The sequence below is a fragment of the Pseudobdellovibrionaceae bacterium genome (assembly GCA_020635075.1).
Taxonomy (GTDB): Bacteria; Bdellovibrionota; Bdellovibrionia; order Bdellovibrionales; family UBA1609; genus JADZEO01.
In genome coordinates, this window is record JACKAM010000001.1 from 964,138 (window position 1) to 977,996 (window position 13,859).

At 50.7% G+C, this 13,859-nt stretch carries 16 protein-coding genes; 4 read left to right on the plus strand and 12 right to left on the minus strand.

Annotation, left to right across the window (positions count from 1 at the left end; translation table 11 throughout):
• Positions 1–270 precede the first annotated feature (270 nt).
• Positions 271–885, plus strand: a complete 615-nt coding sequence (locus H6624_04160) for a hypothetical protein (protein ID MCB9083509.1) — start codon at positions 271–273, stop codon at positions 883–885.
• Here the strand turns inward: H6624_04160 and H6624_04165 are convergent.
• The 3 genes from H6624_04165 to H6624_04175 all read right to left on the minus strand — a co-directional run bounded on the left by H6624_04165 (position 854) and on the right by H6624_04175 (position 2,904).
• Positions 854–1,294 carry a SufE family protein gene (locus H6624_04165; GenBank protein ID MCB9083510.1) on the minus strand — a complete coding sequence of 147 codons (441 nt, stop codon included), beginning with the start codon at positions 1,292–1,294 and terminating at the stop codon, positions 854–856. The two genes, H6624_04160 and H6624_04165, sit on opposite strands and share 32 nt — an antisense overlap.
• A 60-nt stretch (positions 1,295–1,354) precedes the next feature.
• Positions 1,355–2,062 carry a YebC/PmpR family DNA-binding transcriptional regulator gene (locus tag H6624_04170; protein ID MCB9083511.1) on the minus strand — a complete coding sequence of 236 codons (708 nt, stop codon included), beginning with the start codon at positions 2,060–2,062 and terminating at the stop codon, positions 1,355–1,357.
• A gap of 104 nt (positions 2,063–2,166) precedes the next feature.
• Positions 2,167–2,904 (minus strand): rRNA pseudouridine synthase, encoded by a 738-nt coding sequence (locus tag H6624_04175; protein ID MCB9083512.1) that lies wholly within the window; start codon positions 2,902–2,904, stop codon positions 2,167–2,169.
• Positions 2,905–3,069: 165 nt separating this feature from the next.
• Here H6624_04175 and H6624_04180 point away from each other — a divergent pair, with 165 nt between their 5' ends.
• Positions 3,070–3,213, plus strand: coding sequence for a hypothetical protein (locus H6624_04180; protein ID MCB9083513.1), 144 nt, complete (start codon positions 3,070–3,072; stop codon positions 3,211–3,213).
• Here H6624_04180 and H6624_04185 read toward each other — a convergent pair.
• From H6624_04185 to H6624_04205, 5 genes are all read right to left on the minus strand, one after another.
• On the minus strand, positions 3,210–3,548 hold the full coding sequence (locus H6624_04185) for a hypothetical protein (protein ID MCB9083514.1): 339 nt from the start codon (positions 3,546–3,548) through the stop codon (positions 3,210–3,212). The two genes, H6624_04180 and H6624_04185, sit on opposite strands and share 4 nt — an antisense overlap.
• A complete protein-coding gene (locus H6624_04190; GenBank protein MCB9083515.1) occupies positions 3,548–3,991 on the minus strand; it encodes a 6-carboxytetrahydropterin synthase in 444 nt (147 codons plus the stop codon). The genes H6624_04185 and H6624_04190 overlap by 1 nt, the downstream gene beginning before the upstream one ends.
• A gap of 21 nt (positions 3,992–4,012) precedes the next feature.
• Positions 4,013–4,744: an SDR family oxidoreductase gene (locus H6624_04195; GenBank protein ID MCB9083516.1), complete on the minus strand. Its 732-nt coding sequence runs from the start codon at positions 4,742–4,744 to the stop codon at positions 4,013–4,015.
• 306 nt (positions 4,745–5,050) lie between these two features.
• A complete protein-coding gene (locus H6624_04200; GenBank protein MCB9083517.1) occupies positions 5,051–5,281 on the minus strand; it encodes a hypothetical protein in 231 nt (76 codons plus the stop codon).
• Positions 5,282–5,334: 53 nt separating this feature from the next.
• Complete coding sequence (locus tag H6624_04205; protein ID MCB9083518.1) at positions 5,335–6,918, minus strand: peptide ABC transporter substrate-binding protein; 1,584 nt, start codon at positions 6,916–6,918, stop codon at positions 5,335–5,337.
• Positions 6,919–7,144: 226 nt separating this feature from the next.
• On the opposite strand from H6624_04205, the gene H6624_04210 reads away from it, so the two are divergent.
• Entirely contained in the window at positions 7,145–7,654 is a 510-nt protein-coding gene (locus H6624_04210; GenBank protein MCB9083519.1) for a hypothetical protein, read from the plus strand.
• Here H6624_04210 and H6624_04215 read toward each other — a convergent pair.
• The 3 genes from H6624_04215 to H6624_04225 all read right to left on the minus strand — a co-directional run bounded on the left by H6624_04215 (position 7,635) and on the right by H6624_04225 (position 11,612).
• A complete protein-coding gene (locus tag H6624_04215) occupies positions 7,635–8,618 on the minus strand; it encodes a 4Fe-4S cluster-binding domain-containing protein (protein ID MCB9083520.1) in 984 nt (327 codons plus the stop codon). The genes H6624_04210 and H6624_04215 overlap by 20 nt on opposite strands.
• Before the next feature lie 67 nt (positions 8,619–8,685).
• Positions 8,686–10,488, minus strand: coding sequence for a hypothetical protein (locus tag H6624_04220; protein ID MCB9083521.1), 1,803 nt, complete (start codon positions 10,486–10,488; stop codon positions 8,686–8,688).
• A 35-nt stretch (positions 10,489–10,523) separates the two neighbouring features.
• Entirely contained in the window at positions 10,524–11,612 is a 1,089-nt protein-coding gene (locus H6624_04225; GenBank protein MCB9083522.1) for a hypothetical protein, read from the minus strand.
• 417 nt (positions 11,613–12,029) lie between these two features.
• Between H6624_04225 and ddlA the strand changes: the two genes are divergently transcribed.
• On the plus strand, positions 12,030–13,127 hold the full coding sequence (gene ddlA / locus H6624_04230) for a D-alanine--D-alanine ligase (protein MCB9083523.1): 1,098 nt from the start codon (positions 12,030–12,032) through the stop codon (positions 13,125–13,127).
• A gap of 1 nt (position 13,128) precedes the next feature.
• On the opposite strand, the gene H6624_04235 is transcribed toward ddlA, so the two are convergent.
• The gene (locus H6624_04235) at positions 13,129–13,845 is read right to left on the minus strand and encodes a hypothetical protein (GenBank protein ID MCB9083524.1); all 717 of its coding nucleotides are present in this window, start codon (positions 13,843–13,845) and stop codon (positions 13,129–13,131) included.
• Positions 13,846–13,859 lie beyond the last annotated feature (14 nt).

A 13,859-nucleotide genomic window follows, 5' to 3' on the forward strand; every position in this document is an offset into this window, starting at 1 on the left:
AGACTGTGGACAGGCTTCGGTGGTTCAGTGTAGGCAAAAAGAATGGGCCTCATTGGTGAGTCGTTACCTGATCTTTATCATTCCTTTCTTCCTGCGCCAGTTTTGGAGCTGCGGGTGCAGGAATCATTGGCCACCTGTGAATCATGCCCTCAAATCCGGAAAGGGTCCCGACCGCGCTATCAAGAGAGTCTAAAATGCTGCACTTTTTATCCCTTAATGCCCAACTATTTGGTTGGAGGCGTTTTAGCAGAGCCAGGGGAGGGCAGGGGTTTGATTCTCAGGCAGCTGGAGCAAAGACAATTTATCCTTCCTGTCGGCCTTGGCCCATCTCCGGCCTATCAATGGCGATTTGTTAACAAAAGCGCAGGGGCATTTGGCAATAACCCCGATCTTCTCTGCCCCTTTTTTGCGAAGGGCACGGGTGGCTGTGGAGTGTGGCGTCTGAGGAGTTCCGAATGTCGCTCCTACTTTTGTCAAAGCGAACAAGGGGAGGCCGGCGAACGTTTTTGGCGAGCCTTTAACGAGTTTTTGTTTTTCGTGGAGGTCAATCTGAGCCAGGAGTATCTTTTGCTTACCGGCTTTTTGCCCGTAGACTTCAAATCCCAAATGGCTCTTTTGAAACGGCTTGAGTTCAAAAGTGGAGATGGCCAGAATTGGTGTCTCTCCGACTGGGAACACCAAAGAATTTGGGATCATTGGCTGGGGAGAGAAAGGGAGTTTCTCCTTGGCGCCTATTCATGGGTTCAAGGATTGAGGCCGAAAGACTGGGAACGGGAATTTGCGCGAGAGGCTCGCCCTTATGTTGATGGGGTGGTGCAGGCTTATCGTCGATGTTCGTGGAAGGCCAAATCTCCTAGGCCTGTTGGCTTGCCAGCAAGGCCCTAAAGGCCGTGGCGTAGTACATGATTTGTCTAATCATCGAAATCAGTCCGTTGGCGCGGCTGGGTGACAAGTTTGCCTCGAAACCCATTTCTTTGACGAAATCAGGCGGCGTAGAGAGTATTTCGTCTGGAGTGGCATCAGAATAGACTCGCAATAGGATGGCGACCAGTCCCCGTACAATCATGGCATCGCTGTCTGCCTCAAATTGAATTTTCTTATTATCATCGAGACGGGCGAGTAGCCATACCTGACTTTGGCAGCCCTTCACCTTGTAGTCGTCCCGTTTTTTTTCCTCAGGTAACTCAGGGAGTTCTTTGCCAATAGCGATCAGGCGTTTGTATCTATTCTCCCAAGAGTTGAGCTGGGAGAACTCCTCAATGAGTTCTTTTTGACGGAGAGTAAGATTAGACATGAGGTGGTCCTAACATCCGGGGGCCTTCATGGCAATCTTAGATCCGCCAGGAGGGAAACCTTATGGAAGGGTCGCATGTACCCGGTGAGAGTCATCGTTGTCATCGAGAGCTTCCAAAAATGTAAGCACCTCTTGGGTCTGCTCTTCGTTAAGTTCAGTGATGTTTTTGGCCTTGTAACTGAGCTCAGCAACGGTGACCTCCCAGCCTCTCTCACTAAGGGTTGAGCGAATATTGTCCAAATCTTCGGGGACCCCATAAAAACTATAGGTTCCTTCTTCGCTCGGGCCTTCGACTTCGTTGGCTCCGGCCTCAATGGCTTCTTCCTCCGGGTCCCCAACGGCTTCTTTTTTCCCTTCAACCAAGCTCACGCGGTCAAACATCCAGGCAACACTTCCGGAATCTCCCATTTGGCCGCCATGTTTTTTGAAGATGTTGCGGATCTCCGTGACCGTTCGATTTTTGTTGTCCGTTTGACATTCAACGATCACTCCCACCTGGTGGGGGCCGAATCCCTCGTAGGCCGTTTCTTCATAGGTGACACCGTCGTCACCGATACCAGCCCCTTTTTTAATCGCCCGTTCAATCGTGTCCTTTGGGCAGCTGGCCGCCTTTGCCTGGGCAATGGCCAAGGCAAGCCGGGAGTTGGATGCTGGGTCGGGCCCGCCTAGTTTTGCCGATACGGCGATTTCTCGGGCGAACTTGGTGAACATGGCGCCCTTCTTTGCCGCCATTGCCACCTTACTTGCGTTTTTCCAACCTTTTCCCATGAGCCTAATCCTTGTCGGTATTCGATTTGAGTCAACATGATGTCTGCGGGACTGGTAAAAGGCAAGCTTTGACAAGGCTGGAAATAAACGGAGGGGGGGAGGGCTTAGACCTGTTCTTTCTTACCCAAATAGCGCCATTGCCCCTCTTTAAGGGGGCCTAGTTTCAGCCGTCCAACACGAACTCGCTTCAGGGAGACCACTTTTAGATCGACCGCCTCACACATGCGCCGAATCTGTCTTTTACGCCCCTCAAGCAATACAAACTGCAACAGGCACGGTTCCAACTCCTTGACTCCTGCTCGTTTGAGCGGTTTGTCGTCCAGGCTCAAACCAAATCGAAGAGTCTCCAATTTTGCCTTTGTAATGTCTCCCTCGACACGTACAAGGTATTCTTTGTCGATGCGACTTTCCTGACCAATGATCTTTTTCGCCAGCACTCCGTCTTGAGTCAAAATCAACAAGCCTTTAGAGTCGATGTCTAGGCGGCCCGCTGATGCAAGGCCCTTTAGATGATAGGGGCTAAACCGGTTGCGGCTACGATCACGACGATCTTGATTGGTAGGTAGGATCAGCTTCTGGGCGAGAGGATAAGGGTCATCCGATGGTGACGACAAATAGCCAATGGGCTTATTGAGAATAATGGTGACTTTCTTCCCAAGAAGATCCTTGCCTTTTTGACTGAGAGTGACTTTTGCCGAGGGAAGGACTTTAGTTCCTAGTTCAGTAATGGTCTCTCCATCAACACGTACGCAGCCCTTGGAGATCAAGTCGTCGGCCTCACGACGGGAACAAATTCCTTGACTGGCCATTAACTTGGAAAGCCTCAGTTTTTCCTCACCCATGGGTGTGACCTCCGCCTAAAAATGGGAATGAATCGAATCCAAATGAGGCAAACATTGAGTTCTTTCGAGAAAGTTTCCGAGAGATTGTCAAAATCTTCTCACCTTTTCCGGGGATTGACTAAAATTAATCTTGGGTCGGTGGTGCGGCCCAGATGGTGGGAGTATATGAGTCAAAGAGTGGTACGTCAGCAGAAAACCGCGATGAGCAGCCTTTGGCGCTGGGTCGACGTTATTCAGGGAGTTGCCTTGTTTTCGGCCGTGGCCATGGTGCTTTCGACATTTGTGTATTTGCTGATATCGAATAGCTAAGGAAGGAACAGGCAACGATAGCCTTGGTTCCAGGAGAGGCTAATCGCCTCAAGGCAGGGCCCCAGCTTTGTCTTGTTGATGTCGCCCCAAACGTTCTGTAGAAACTCATAGGGACCATTCTCGCCCCTTTTACCAGCCAATTTAACTGCCTCATTTTGGGCCAGAGCCTCCAGGCTTGGGCGCGGGTATACCCAGCCACTTTGCGGGCTGGGTATACCCAGCAAATGAAAGGTGAGATGAAAGTCAGAGATTAGTGGTCCACCCATGGTTACAGAGTCAAACCAGATTTGTAAAGGCAGAGTGTAAGCCAATCGCACCTTGGTGGTCTTCTCCATTAGAGCAGCCCACCGCTAGCGCCCACTTCAGCCCAAATGTCGTCACATTCGAAAAGTCGGACTCGTTGAATAAGCGCAGGGTCGGCGACCAAGGATTTGAGTCGTTGGTACACATAGAGGGCTATGTTCTCAGTGGTCGGGATGTGGTTTTTGAAGTATTCCACGTCCTGATTGAGAAACCGGTGATCCAGTTCCAGGCTGATTTGAGCCAGCAATCGGTCGGCATCAACGAGGTTGATCACCATTCCGCTGGCGGAATCAATCGGTCCCGTGAAGTGGGCTTCCAACACATAGTTATGTCCGTGTCCATGGGGTGAGTAGCAGGCACCAAAAGTCTCGCGATTTTTAGATTCACTCCAGGCAGGGTTCTCGTAGCGGTGCCCGCAGGAAAAATGAACGCGACGAACAAAGGTGGCCGATGGAGAAGAGGATTGAGAATTCATAAAGTTCCTTTGTCGGAGCCTCTACACAAGAGATATGCCTCCGTCTACATTGAGAACGCTTCCCGTCGTCCAGGAAGACTCCCCTGAGCCTAAGAAGTACACGGCTCTGGCGACTTCTTCCGCGGTGCCGACGCGACCCAAGGGCTGAAGCTTGTCCAGGTAATTCCTCTGGTCCTCTGAGAGTGTGCCGTGAATGGGGGTGTCCACAATTCCAGGGCACACACAGTTGGCGTGAATGCCTCTGTCGGCCAATTCAACCGCCAAGGAGAGTGTCCAATTGATCACCGCGGATTTTAATGCCGAGTAACTGGCTGTCCCAGGAACGGGCCGATGTCCCAAAGTCGATGACACATTGACGATCGCGGATGGGGCGGCCTTTTCCAGAAGAGGCAGTAGAGCTTGGGTGAGCAAAACGGGGCCGAGAAGGTGGACGCGAAAGCTCTCTTGCCATTCATTACGGGTGGATTCCAGAAAGGTGGCTCTTTTGATCAAGCCGGCATTATGAATAAGAGCATTTAAGCCTTTGCTGCCAACCGAGGAGAGGATGCTTTTACCCATCTTTTCCACCTGGTCCAAATCTGCCAAGTCGCAGGGAAAAACCTGGGCAGGGCCATCCAAAGACTGCGCGGTGGCTTCCAGCTTCTTAGGGTTTCGCCCGAGGAGCCAGACCTCGTATCCTGCCTTTGAGTAGGCTTGCGCAATAGCCTGACCGATGCCGCTTCCCGCACCGGTTATCAGAGCCGTTTTCGCCATGGATCACTCCTTTGGTCAGGTTGTGGTCGAGTGGACTACATCGCCCATGTGGTGATGGGTAAACTAGAACTAGCAAAACTGTCGAGGATTGACAATTGGGTAAACTCTGCGTCCAGGAAGGACTCTGTTCATGCGCCCAGTATCAAGTTACCATCTGATGGTGTTCGGTCTTAAAGTGTTCGCCATCTCATTTGCGCTCAGCTGGGTGTTTCTCGCCCAATTTTGACGGGCGATTTGGCCCCCTTGAAAAGCAAAAAGCCGACTTGGTGAAGTCGGCTTTTTTGTTTCCATTTCCTTGGCGATGGATCAGGCGGCTTTGTGCTGTCTGCGCACATAAGCCTGATACTTCTTGTCGAAGTCCTTTGGCTTTTCGCCCTTGCGATTCACAAGTCCTTCCTTGAACCATACAAAATGCTCTTCACAAAATGCGGATCGAACCACCTTTTTGCCACATTTTTCGACCGGGCAGCGCTCAGGTATTTTCGCAACTGATCCGCCACCTTGATTCTGGTTTTCTGGATTGCCTTTTTTTGCCATATTCACTCCTTGCTAGGCCAATACAGTCTTATCGGCTGTCCCCATGGAGTGCTTTAATTCGAGACGTTGGCCCTGTCCTCGGCATTTGCCACTTCAAGCTGAGTGAGGTCGAGTTGATTTAACTCATTGATTTCCCAGCCCTTAAAGTTTTGGTCCTGCAACATGGAGAAATGAATTTCACCCAGTGGCACCATGATGTGATCTGCCATCAGGGTCTCTACCGCCTGTTGACAGATATCCTGGCGTCGATGGGCCTGGGTCTCCAGCCGGAGCCTTTCAACTAAAAGGTCAAATGCAGGATTGTGGTACTTCAGGTAGTTCTCTCTGTGTTGAGAAGTAAAATTCTCCAAGGCAGCTAGGCAGGTGGGTCGATCGAGAGAAACACCTTTGCGAAAAACCATAGCGGGAGTCACCTGCAGCTGGTGGAGATACATTCCCTGTTCGCGGCCATCTAACTGGAAATTCCAATCCAGGTTCTGGCTCCACTGTCCCTGTAGCCATTCCATTCCGCGCTGGATGTCGTCTCCCCCCATTTTGCTAAAACCAATCACTGAAAGGGACAGCGGAGGGTACCTGTGGTTAGCAGCCAGCGCACGAGCTTCATCTTGGTCAAAGGGGTAACAGGGCGGACGTTTCATGTAGTGAATAGGAAGGCTGGGGCAGCCTGGTCGGCCAAGAGCATGATAGAGTTCTTTGAGTTTGTCATAATCCAGGGCAAGAGTAAGGGCTCGACGGAGTTCAGGCTTATCTTTAAGTGCCGGGCCAAAACCAAGGTAATCGAAGCGGGCCAGAGGTACCTGGAAAAAATCAGCGCGAGAGCGATACTTATCGATCAAAATAGATGGCAGGCGCCTAAGCAGATTCAAGTGCCCTGTCTCGTAAAGGCGCAAGGCTGTGGTGTCATCATCGACGAGCAATACCTCAACTGCCGGTCTCTTTTGGGCGTCAGGATAATGAGGGTTGGCTTCCAGCCGAATGCGCCCTCGGTTTCCCCATTCCGCAACCCGATAGGGACCATTGACCACAACTTCCTGGGCCCGGGATTTGTTGGCTATGGGAAGGCTGTGGAGTGGAGCCAGAGCAGGAGATGCCAAACGGTACTCAAAATCTGAATCGGGAGTCGCCAAATCAAAGGTTAAAATGTGAGAAGACCTTGCCTTGATTCCCAACTTGGAAGGCTCCAGTTTTCCGGCCAGGATTTCCCTGGCATTTGCCAAGCTGAGGAGCAGCTCGGTTTGTACCGAGCGAGTGGCAGGATCAACCAGCCGGCGGAAGGCATTCACGTACTGGGTCGCTGTTACCGCGCTTCCGTCACTCCATTTTCGCGAAGGGTCCAGATAGCAGGTGAGTCGCTTTTGGTTTTGCCAATTGCAATGGGTGGCACCTTCTGGGACGAGTCCGATGCCGGGCCGATAACGATAGAGAGATCGATATAAGTTGTAGAGGAGATAACTGCCCGAAGCTCCTGAAATGTGAGCAGGATCCAAGTCCATGGGCTCGCCGAGGAGGTGAAAACGGAACACCGCCGGTTTTCCCGAAAGCAACAGACCTGAAATGGCATTGAAGGAAAGCAGGCTGATGGCGATCAGCAGAATTAGACCAAATTTTGAGCGCAGTGATCTCCAGATTTTTGCCATGGGGGCTTATACCTTTGTTTTTATTCAGAATGAATGAAAATTAGTGATTTCAGTTGTTTAGATCCTGAAACATGAAAAAAAGATAAACAGGCAAAAACCCTCAGACATCGCCATCTTAGAGGTGGCCTGGTACAGAGGATGCAGTCAATAAGACCAGGGTGGGGCTTAAGAATTCAGCCCTATGTACCGATATGAGATATCGGAAGCCTATAGGGATCGGGAGAAGATGAGAAAATTCGTATCCATTGGGTTTGTCAGTTTTGGGGTGGCGGTCTTATTGACCTACTTCACCAACTGCGACGTGTATTCAGAGAACAATCTGTTTGCCGAGTTGACCACTCGTTGTGTGGATACGGACGACTGTATCAATCAGAGCTCTGAGTTTATGGAGCTTAAAATTAACTCGGAAAATAACCTCCCCATCGGTCCCGCCGAAACTGAATTTGATGTGGGTGGAGATTGCAATGAGGGAGGATACATCCAAAATGTGATCATTTGGGAGTTGTTCCTGGATAACACTATGATTCAGACGTCCCAGTTCTTGGGCTTAAATGGCCTGTGTGTCAACGGCCGTTTTTCAATGAGAGTCCGCCTCGTGCGTCCCGGTCTTCAGGATACTGGTGGGGTTCGTCGCGAACACCGATTGGAAGTGGAGATCGTCGGTATGGATGCGGAGGGGCAAATTTTCAAGAACCCCCTTTTAGCGCGAAAAAATATCACTCTTGTTCCCCGCTAGAACGAACTTCTGGCAATCTTTTGCTAATCCAAATGTCGTCTAAGCAAACACAATTATCTTTATCGCAAATGACAGGTTGGCGAGGGAAAATCACCTCCTCGTGAAGATTGCCAATCGAGCCACCCACACGACAGGTGGCTCGATAGATGGAACCATCGACATCGATACTGAAACTCTCAATACCCGCGAAACACTTCCAGCCCTTCCATCGGTTTTGGCGCAGAAGGCTTGCCGTAGAACGATTGAAGGCTTTGATGTGGCCATCGGCACTTCGTTGCACAATGTGCTTGCTGAGATCCAAAGGGATTGGGTGAATGGGGGTTCTCGGGTGGCGGCTGCCATGTTTGAGAAGCCAATTCTTTTGTTCTAGAGTGTAGGGATAATTCTCCGCGCCCATTGCCAATCGTACGGCCTTGGCTTTGACTGAACATTCAGGAGCTAACTCCTGAATTGTGTCCATGAGCCGCCGACTCTGCTCAAAAAATTCGGGCAATGCAAGGATCGAGACATGAACCGGGATACTGGGGCCCGCGACCTGGAGAAGTTCAATGAAACGATCCTGGTTGGCAAACTCCCAATGGTAACTGAGAACGAGAAAATTAATGGAGTCCAAATTTTCTTTCCACCAATTGAGATGTCGTGAACCATTGGAATCGAGTTCCAGTATCAAGCGTTCTTGTTCGCGGCAGAATGTCAAAAAAGGGCCAATGTCCTTCCATAGAGTGGGTTCGCCACCTGAAAATACCAGATAAAGGCGCTTCTCAGGATTCGAGTCCAGCAGGTGTTGAAGAAAGCCAATCACCTTGTTGATCTCTGGAAAGGACGTCTTGCCGTCGTGAAAACGCGGGTGGCAGTAGCTGCACTTTTGGTTGCACACTCCTGATGCTGTCCAAAGGACATAAATCAGGTCCTGCGCGGGTGGGACCTTTTCCAATGCCACATATGGGTGTTTGACTGGAGTCATGGAGTGATCCTAGTCATTTCGCTATCTGTCTGTCTAGCAATTGTTGATATCGCAATTTATGGGAAAGTTAGTCAAATGGGGAATCCTCATCGGTTGAGGACTCGCCCTCTTCGCCTGCGGGCTCAGTTATTGTGTCGGCATCGGCGGGGATCACGTCGGTTGTGGGTTCTTCCTCCGTCGCCTCTTCCGGGGGAGATGTGGTTTTCTTTTTTACTGGCGCGGGAGGAGTTGTGACGGACGGGGGAGAGGGAGCGGTAACTGTCGTACCCACGGGCCTTACTTTGGAGGTGGAGCCGACGGGCCGCAATCCTGGTTTGGTCGCAGGCGGTGAGACGGGTTTACTCTCAGCCTTAGATTCCGTCACCGGTGTTGGTGGGGGCGTTGGACTGGTTTGAGCCGGAGCTGGGTGATTGGTTGGGGGAGATTTCGAGTCCTCTGCGGCAGATTGTTTCTTCATGACAGGACGGGGTTGAGGTTTCGCTAGCACCGGCTTTGGTTTTGGCTCAGGCGGTGGACTGGCCTTTCTTGCCACTGGTCTGGGTTTCTCAGCGGGAGCTGTGGTTTTCTGCTCGCGAGGAGGTGGTGGTGGAGCCGGAGCCGCCTTGGTCTCAGGCGGTTTGGGTTTGTTCTCTTTGATTGCAAGGGGTGAGGGGGCTCTTGATACGGGTTTTGAAGGCGGGAGAGCTTCCTTTACGACTTGGATGATTGGCTTCTCGGAGGACTTGGGCGCCTTTGGATCGACGGGTGTCTCAGTCGGTGGAGGTGGAGCTTCATCTCGCTTTTCCCTGGGATCAGGAAATACCTCAGGTAGAGCTTTACTCAAGGTCCGAAACCAAATGGGAGTCAAGGAAGCCGTGTCAGACTGGAGTTGTACCCGATTTAGGGCAATCTGCCGCAGATACTCGGGGTGTTGCATGGGGTGGATGTGCTGAGCCTTGGTCGGTTTGATGGCCGTGGCATGGGAGTTAAAGGCGACAAAATGTTGAATGGTTGAATCCTCTAGCAAGTAGTTGAGAAAGTCATGGGCCTCATTGAGGTGAGAGGTAGTTTTTGAGATACCGACCAGGCTGATCCACAAGTTGGTTTTGTCCTCGGGAAGCCAGTAAGTGGGGGGTGTTTCCCCTTGATTCATAATCACTTCGGAAGCGGGCCCATTGGCAACCTGAATCACATCGGCTTTGCCCTGTTTCCACATTTCGCCAGGCAAATCATTGGAAATGGACACTTGATCTAGGAGATCTTTGGTGGCCATGGCCAGCTGTTCCCACTTTTCCTGTTCCAGCCACTCGGGAAGGAGGGTGCCCGTTTTTTCAAGAAAACTAAAAATCTCGACCTGTTGAGGAAGTAGGGAAATACGTCCCTTTAGCTTTTTGTCGATCATCAGAGATTTCATGTCACCCGGAGGCAAGCCCACCTTGGGATTCCAAAGAAAGCCGTTGAGTCCCCAATTTAAAGGGAGAAGGAAACGAAAATCAGGATCATAGGCAAGGCGGATGAAATCAACGGAGACCTTACTGATTTTAGGGATTCGTGATTTGTCTAAATCAGCAAAAATTTGCGAGCCGACGGGGTCTTGAGCCATGTAGGAGAAAAGCTGTATCAGGTCGTAGTTGGCCGGCCGCTCGGAAATTTCCTCCCAGAGGGCTTGATCCGTCTCCATGGGGATGCCTACGACCTGAATGCCGGTTTTCTCCTCGAATCCAGTTAAGACCTGAGGGGGCAGGTAACCTCGACGATAAAGGAGCTTGATCTCTGTGCCGGCCCGGTTGCGAAAGAGGAAGCGCTTTTCAATACTGCGCAGTCCCCACCAGGTTCCCATCAAAAAAGAAAAGGGAATGACCAGCACTAGTAACTTTAGAAACCGGTTCATTCCCTTATGTTAAACTGACGCGTTAGGTAGACCAATTAGATTTCAATATTAACAGGATCGAAGTCGACCAAGATCTGAGCCCCGGCCTGAGGGATGTAATCCCCGTAGAACAAAATGCTATTAGCCTCAGCATTATAGACCCAACCACCAGACAGGGGTCCAGGATTTTCCTCGACCCGCGGCACGAATTGTCCGTTGACTTTAACTGTAATGCTCTCAGGAATTGGCTCTCGCTTGAGGAAGAACTGAGTCGAGAGAGTCAGAATATTCTCTGAGATGGTTTCAAGTTCGGTAGCGAAGTCACCGCAGAGACTTCCGACCACGCCGCCAGCGGCTTCAGCCATGGCCTGGTTACGCTTGCCGTAGATGCGGCCACCACCCGAAAGCGCTGAGAGGCAATCAGAATCGCCATCGCGAATAACAATGGAGTTGACACTAAACCGCTTGGTCGCCCCGCTCGAGTTCGTGAGGGTCTCCAAGTACTCCATATATTTGGCAATGGTATGTCCCTTTGCTGAATCGTAATAGGAGTGACCAGGATTGGTGTAAGCGTCGTATTGGTTCTTAATGTAGGCGCTACCATCGTGAGAAAAGTCGTCTTCGTCACTGACAAGGATGACGGCAAAAAAACTGTCCGCCCTCAAGAAGCCGGCATTCCCGGGGTTGTTAAGTGCCCAGGGGATGCTGTGAAGCGTCCGCTCATCACCGTAGCCGCTGGTCCCAACCATGATATTGCCAATAAAGACGTTGGCAATGTCTGGGGTTTGCGGCGTGATGACGGGAACTCCTCCGGCGCTCTTAAACAGAGAAACATTGGAGTTACCAGTAAAGGCTTCACGATAGGCATCGGAGCCAATGACAGCGATCCGGTAATCGAAACTTCGCGAGGCGAAATCGCCAATAAAGCTTTCGAAGTTATCAGCAATATTTTGTTGCGAAGTGTGCATCGACCCTGAATTGTCGATGACCCACAGCAAGTCAATCTTGGCCGACACCGCGCCAGTGTTCTGAAAGAACACTTCCGTGTCTGGCAAAATTGAAAAACTGGGTGAATTCTTATCACACCCAACCGTCAACAAAAGAACGGCGAAACTAACGCCCAATAAAGCGCCTGTTCTTTTCATGGCAAAAAGCCCCCTGTTCGGACCAATGGTCCGTTGATACACGTCCAACCTTTTGTAGGAACTTTAGAGAAATAGGAGCTTACATGCAGGTGTTACTGATCTTATCGACGAAAGTCCTGGTTTTTAAAGAGGGTGAAGCCATAGGTGTGTCCTGGGCCTAACTGAGCGGGACTCCACGACTTCTCGTAGCGTGACTTAAAATGAGAAACATAATGCCTTGAAATCAAAGATGAATTTAAATTGTGAAAATTGTCTTTTTCGTTCATTTTGTTGAGTCGATTGACAGAAAATGAGATTTGGCCGAAAAAAATTCGACCTATTTTGTCGAACAAAATGTCACTTTTGCGATGATCGGTGGTTGGGAATTTACATAGATGTGCCTGTTGCCCTGCGGGTTTGAAATGATAGGATTCGGTTATGACCAAGCAGAAAAAAATTCGTGTCGGAGTTCTTTTTGGCGGCAAATCAGCGGAACATGAAATTTCGCTGTTGAGTGCCCGCAATATTATTGAGGCCATGGATCGGGAGAAGTTTGATGTCGTCCTAATTGGCGTGGACAAGAAGGGCTGTTGGCATCTCAATGAGTCCTCTCAATTGTTGCTGGAGTCTCAGAATCCAAAATTGATTAAATTAAATGCCGCAGGAATGCCGATCTCTGTAGCCCCGGGGACTTCGGACCGCGCCTTGGTGGCCTCAACAGGGACTCTTGAAGGGGTGGATGTGGTGTTCCCAATTCTTCATGGGCCGATGGGTGAGGATGGGACTGTCCAGGGCTTGTTAAAGCTGGCTGGGATTCCATTTGTTGGCTCAGATGTTTTAGGCTCGGCGGTAGGCATGGATAAGGATGTGATGAAGCGCCTTCTGCGCGATAGCGGCTTGCCAGTCTTACCCTGGGTCACATTGAATCGCCGCCAAGGGCACAAGTGGGACGCAAAAAAAATATTGGGCGAGCTGGGACCAACAGTGTTCGTCAAGCCGGCCAACATGGGAAGCTCGGTGGGCGTCAATCGGGCAACAAGTGAATCAGAACTGGATGCGGCCATCGCTGAGGCCTTTCAGTTTGATCACAAAGTGTTAGTAGAAAAGGGCGAGAAGGTCCGCGAGATTGAAGTGGCTGTTCTGGATGGCGATCCTCCCCAGGCATCGGTTGCTGGCGAAATCGTACCTAAGGGGGATTTTTACTCCTATGAAGCCAAATACGTGGACGAGAACGGCGCCGACTTGGTCATTCCCGCCCGCCTTGAGGATGATCAAAGTTCCCAAGTCAGGGACCTTGCCCTTAAAACCTTTGCCACTTTGGATTGTTTTGGCTTGGGGCGGGTGGATTTCTTTTTGACCGCCGACGGAAAGTTCTGGGTGAACGAGATAAACACCATGCCGGGTTTTACCCGAATCAGTATGTACCCCTCCTTGTGGAAAGCTTCAGGAATCTCCTACCCGGATTTGATCGAAAAGCTTATTCACCTGGCCATTGAAAGAGGAAAGCGGGATCAGTCCCTAAAATCCGATTATTAGACTAAACCAGGAGTCCCTCTTCGGCGATAAAGTCTGCCAAGGCCAAACAGGCGTTGATCTTGTCGCCATCAAAAAAGTTCTTGGTGAAGGCCTCGCCATCAAATAGGCCAATCTCCAGTCCTTGCCAGATAAGGGGCAGACAGAGCTCGCTTTTGACAGCCGGATCACATTCATAATAGGGGGCACCATCGGCCACAGCTTCCTTCACATCCTGAATCAAGAGAGGTTGTTGATTCAGGAAGGCTCGGGAGTTGTTGCTCTGCCGGGCAAACTCCTGAGTCAAAGGGAAGGCCGCTCGACTTGGGGCTCCGATGTAACACAGCTTAATCAGATTGGGTTGATCGAGTTCGTTTCCATAATTATCGTCAATAAAACTCGGCTGGCTCAGGCCCTCACACTTTTGGTAGAGTCCGAGCCAATCGAGATGGACTTTTTCATTGAGCCAATGCAGAGCCGTATAAAGGCGACTTAGGCGAAGAAGGTTTTTGTCGTGAAGCTCGAAGGCCCACTTGAGTTCAAAAGGGTTTTGAACCATGCCAAATCCACAGGTGTTGTCCTCTGAAATGCGCGGAACCCGATATTGATGTGGGGGCTGGAGAAGCTCTGCTCCGAGTCGTTGCGAAAGGTTAAGGCGTAACTCGCTGATTTGAAAATGATGGCGGGCCTCATCGAATTCCAGTCCCAACAGGTCAAACAGTTTTTTTGCTTCAAGACTCATCCTTGCTCCTGGTC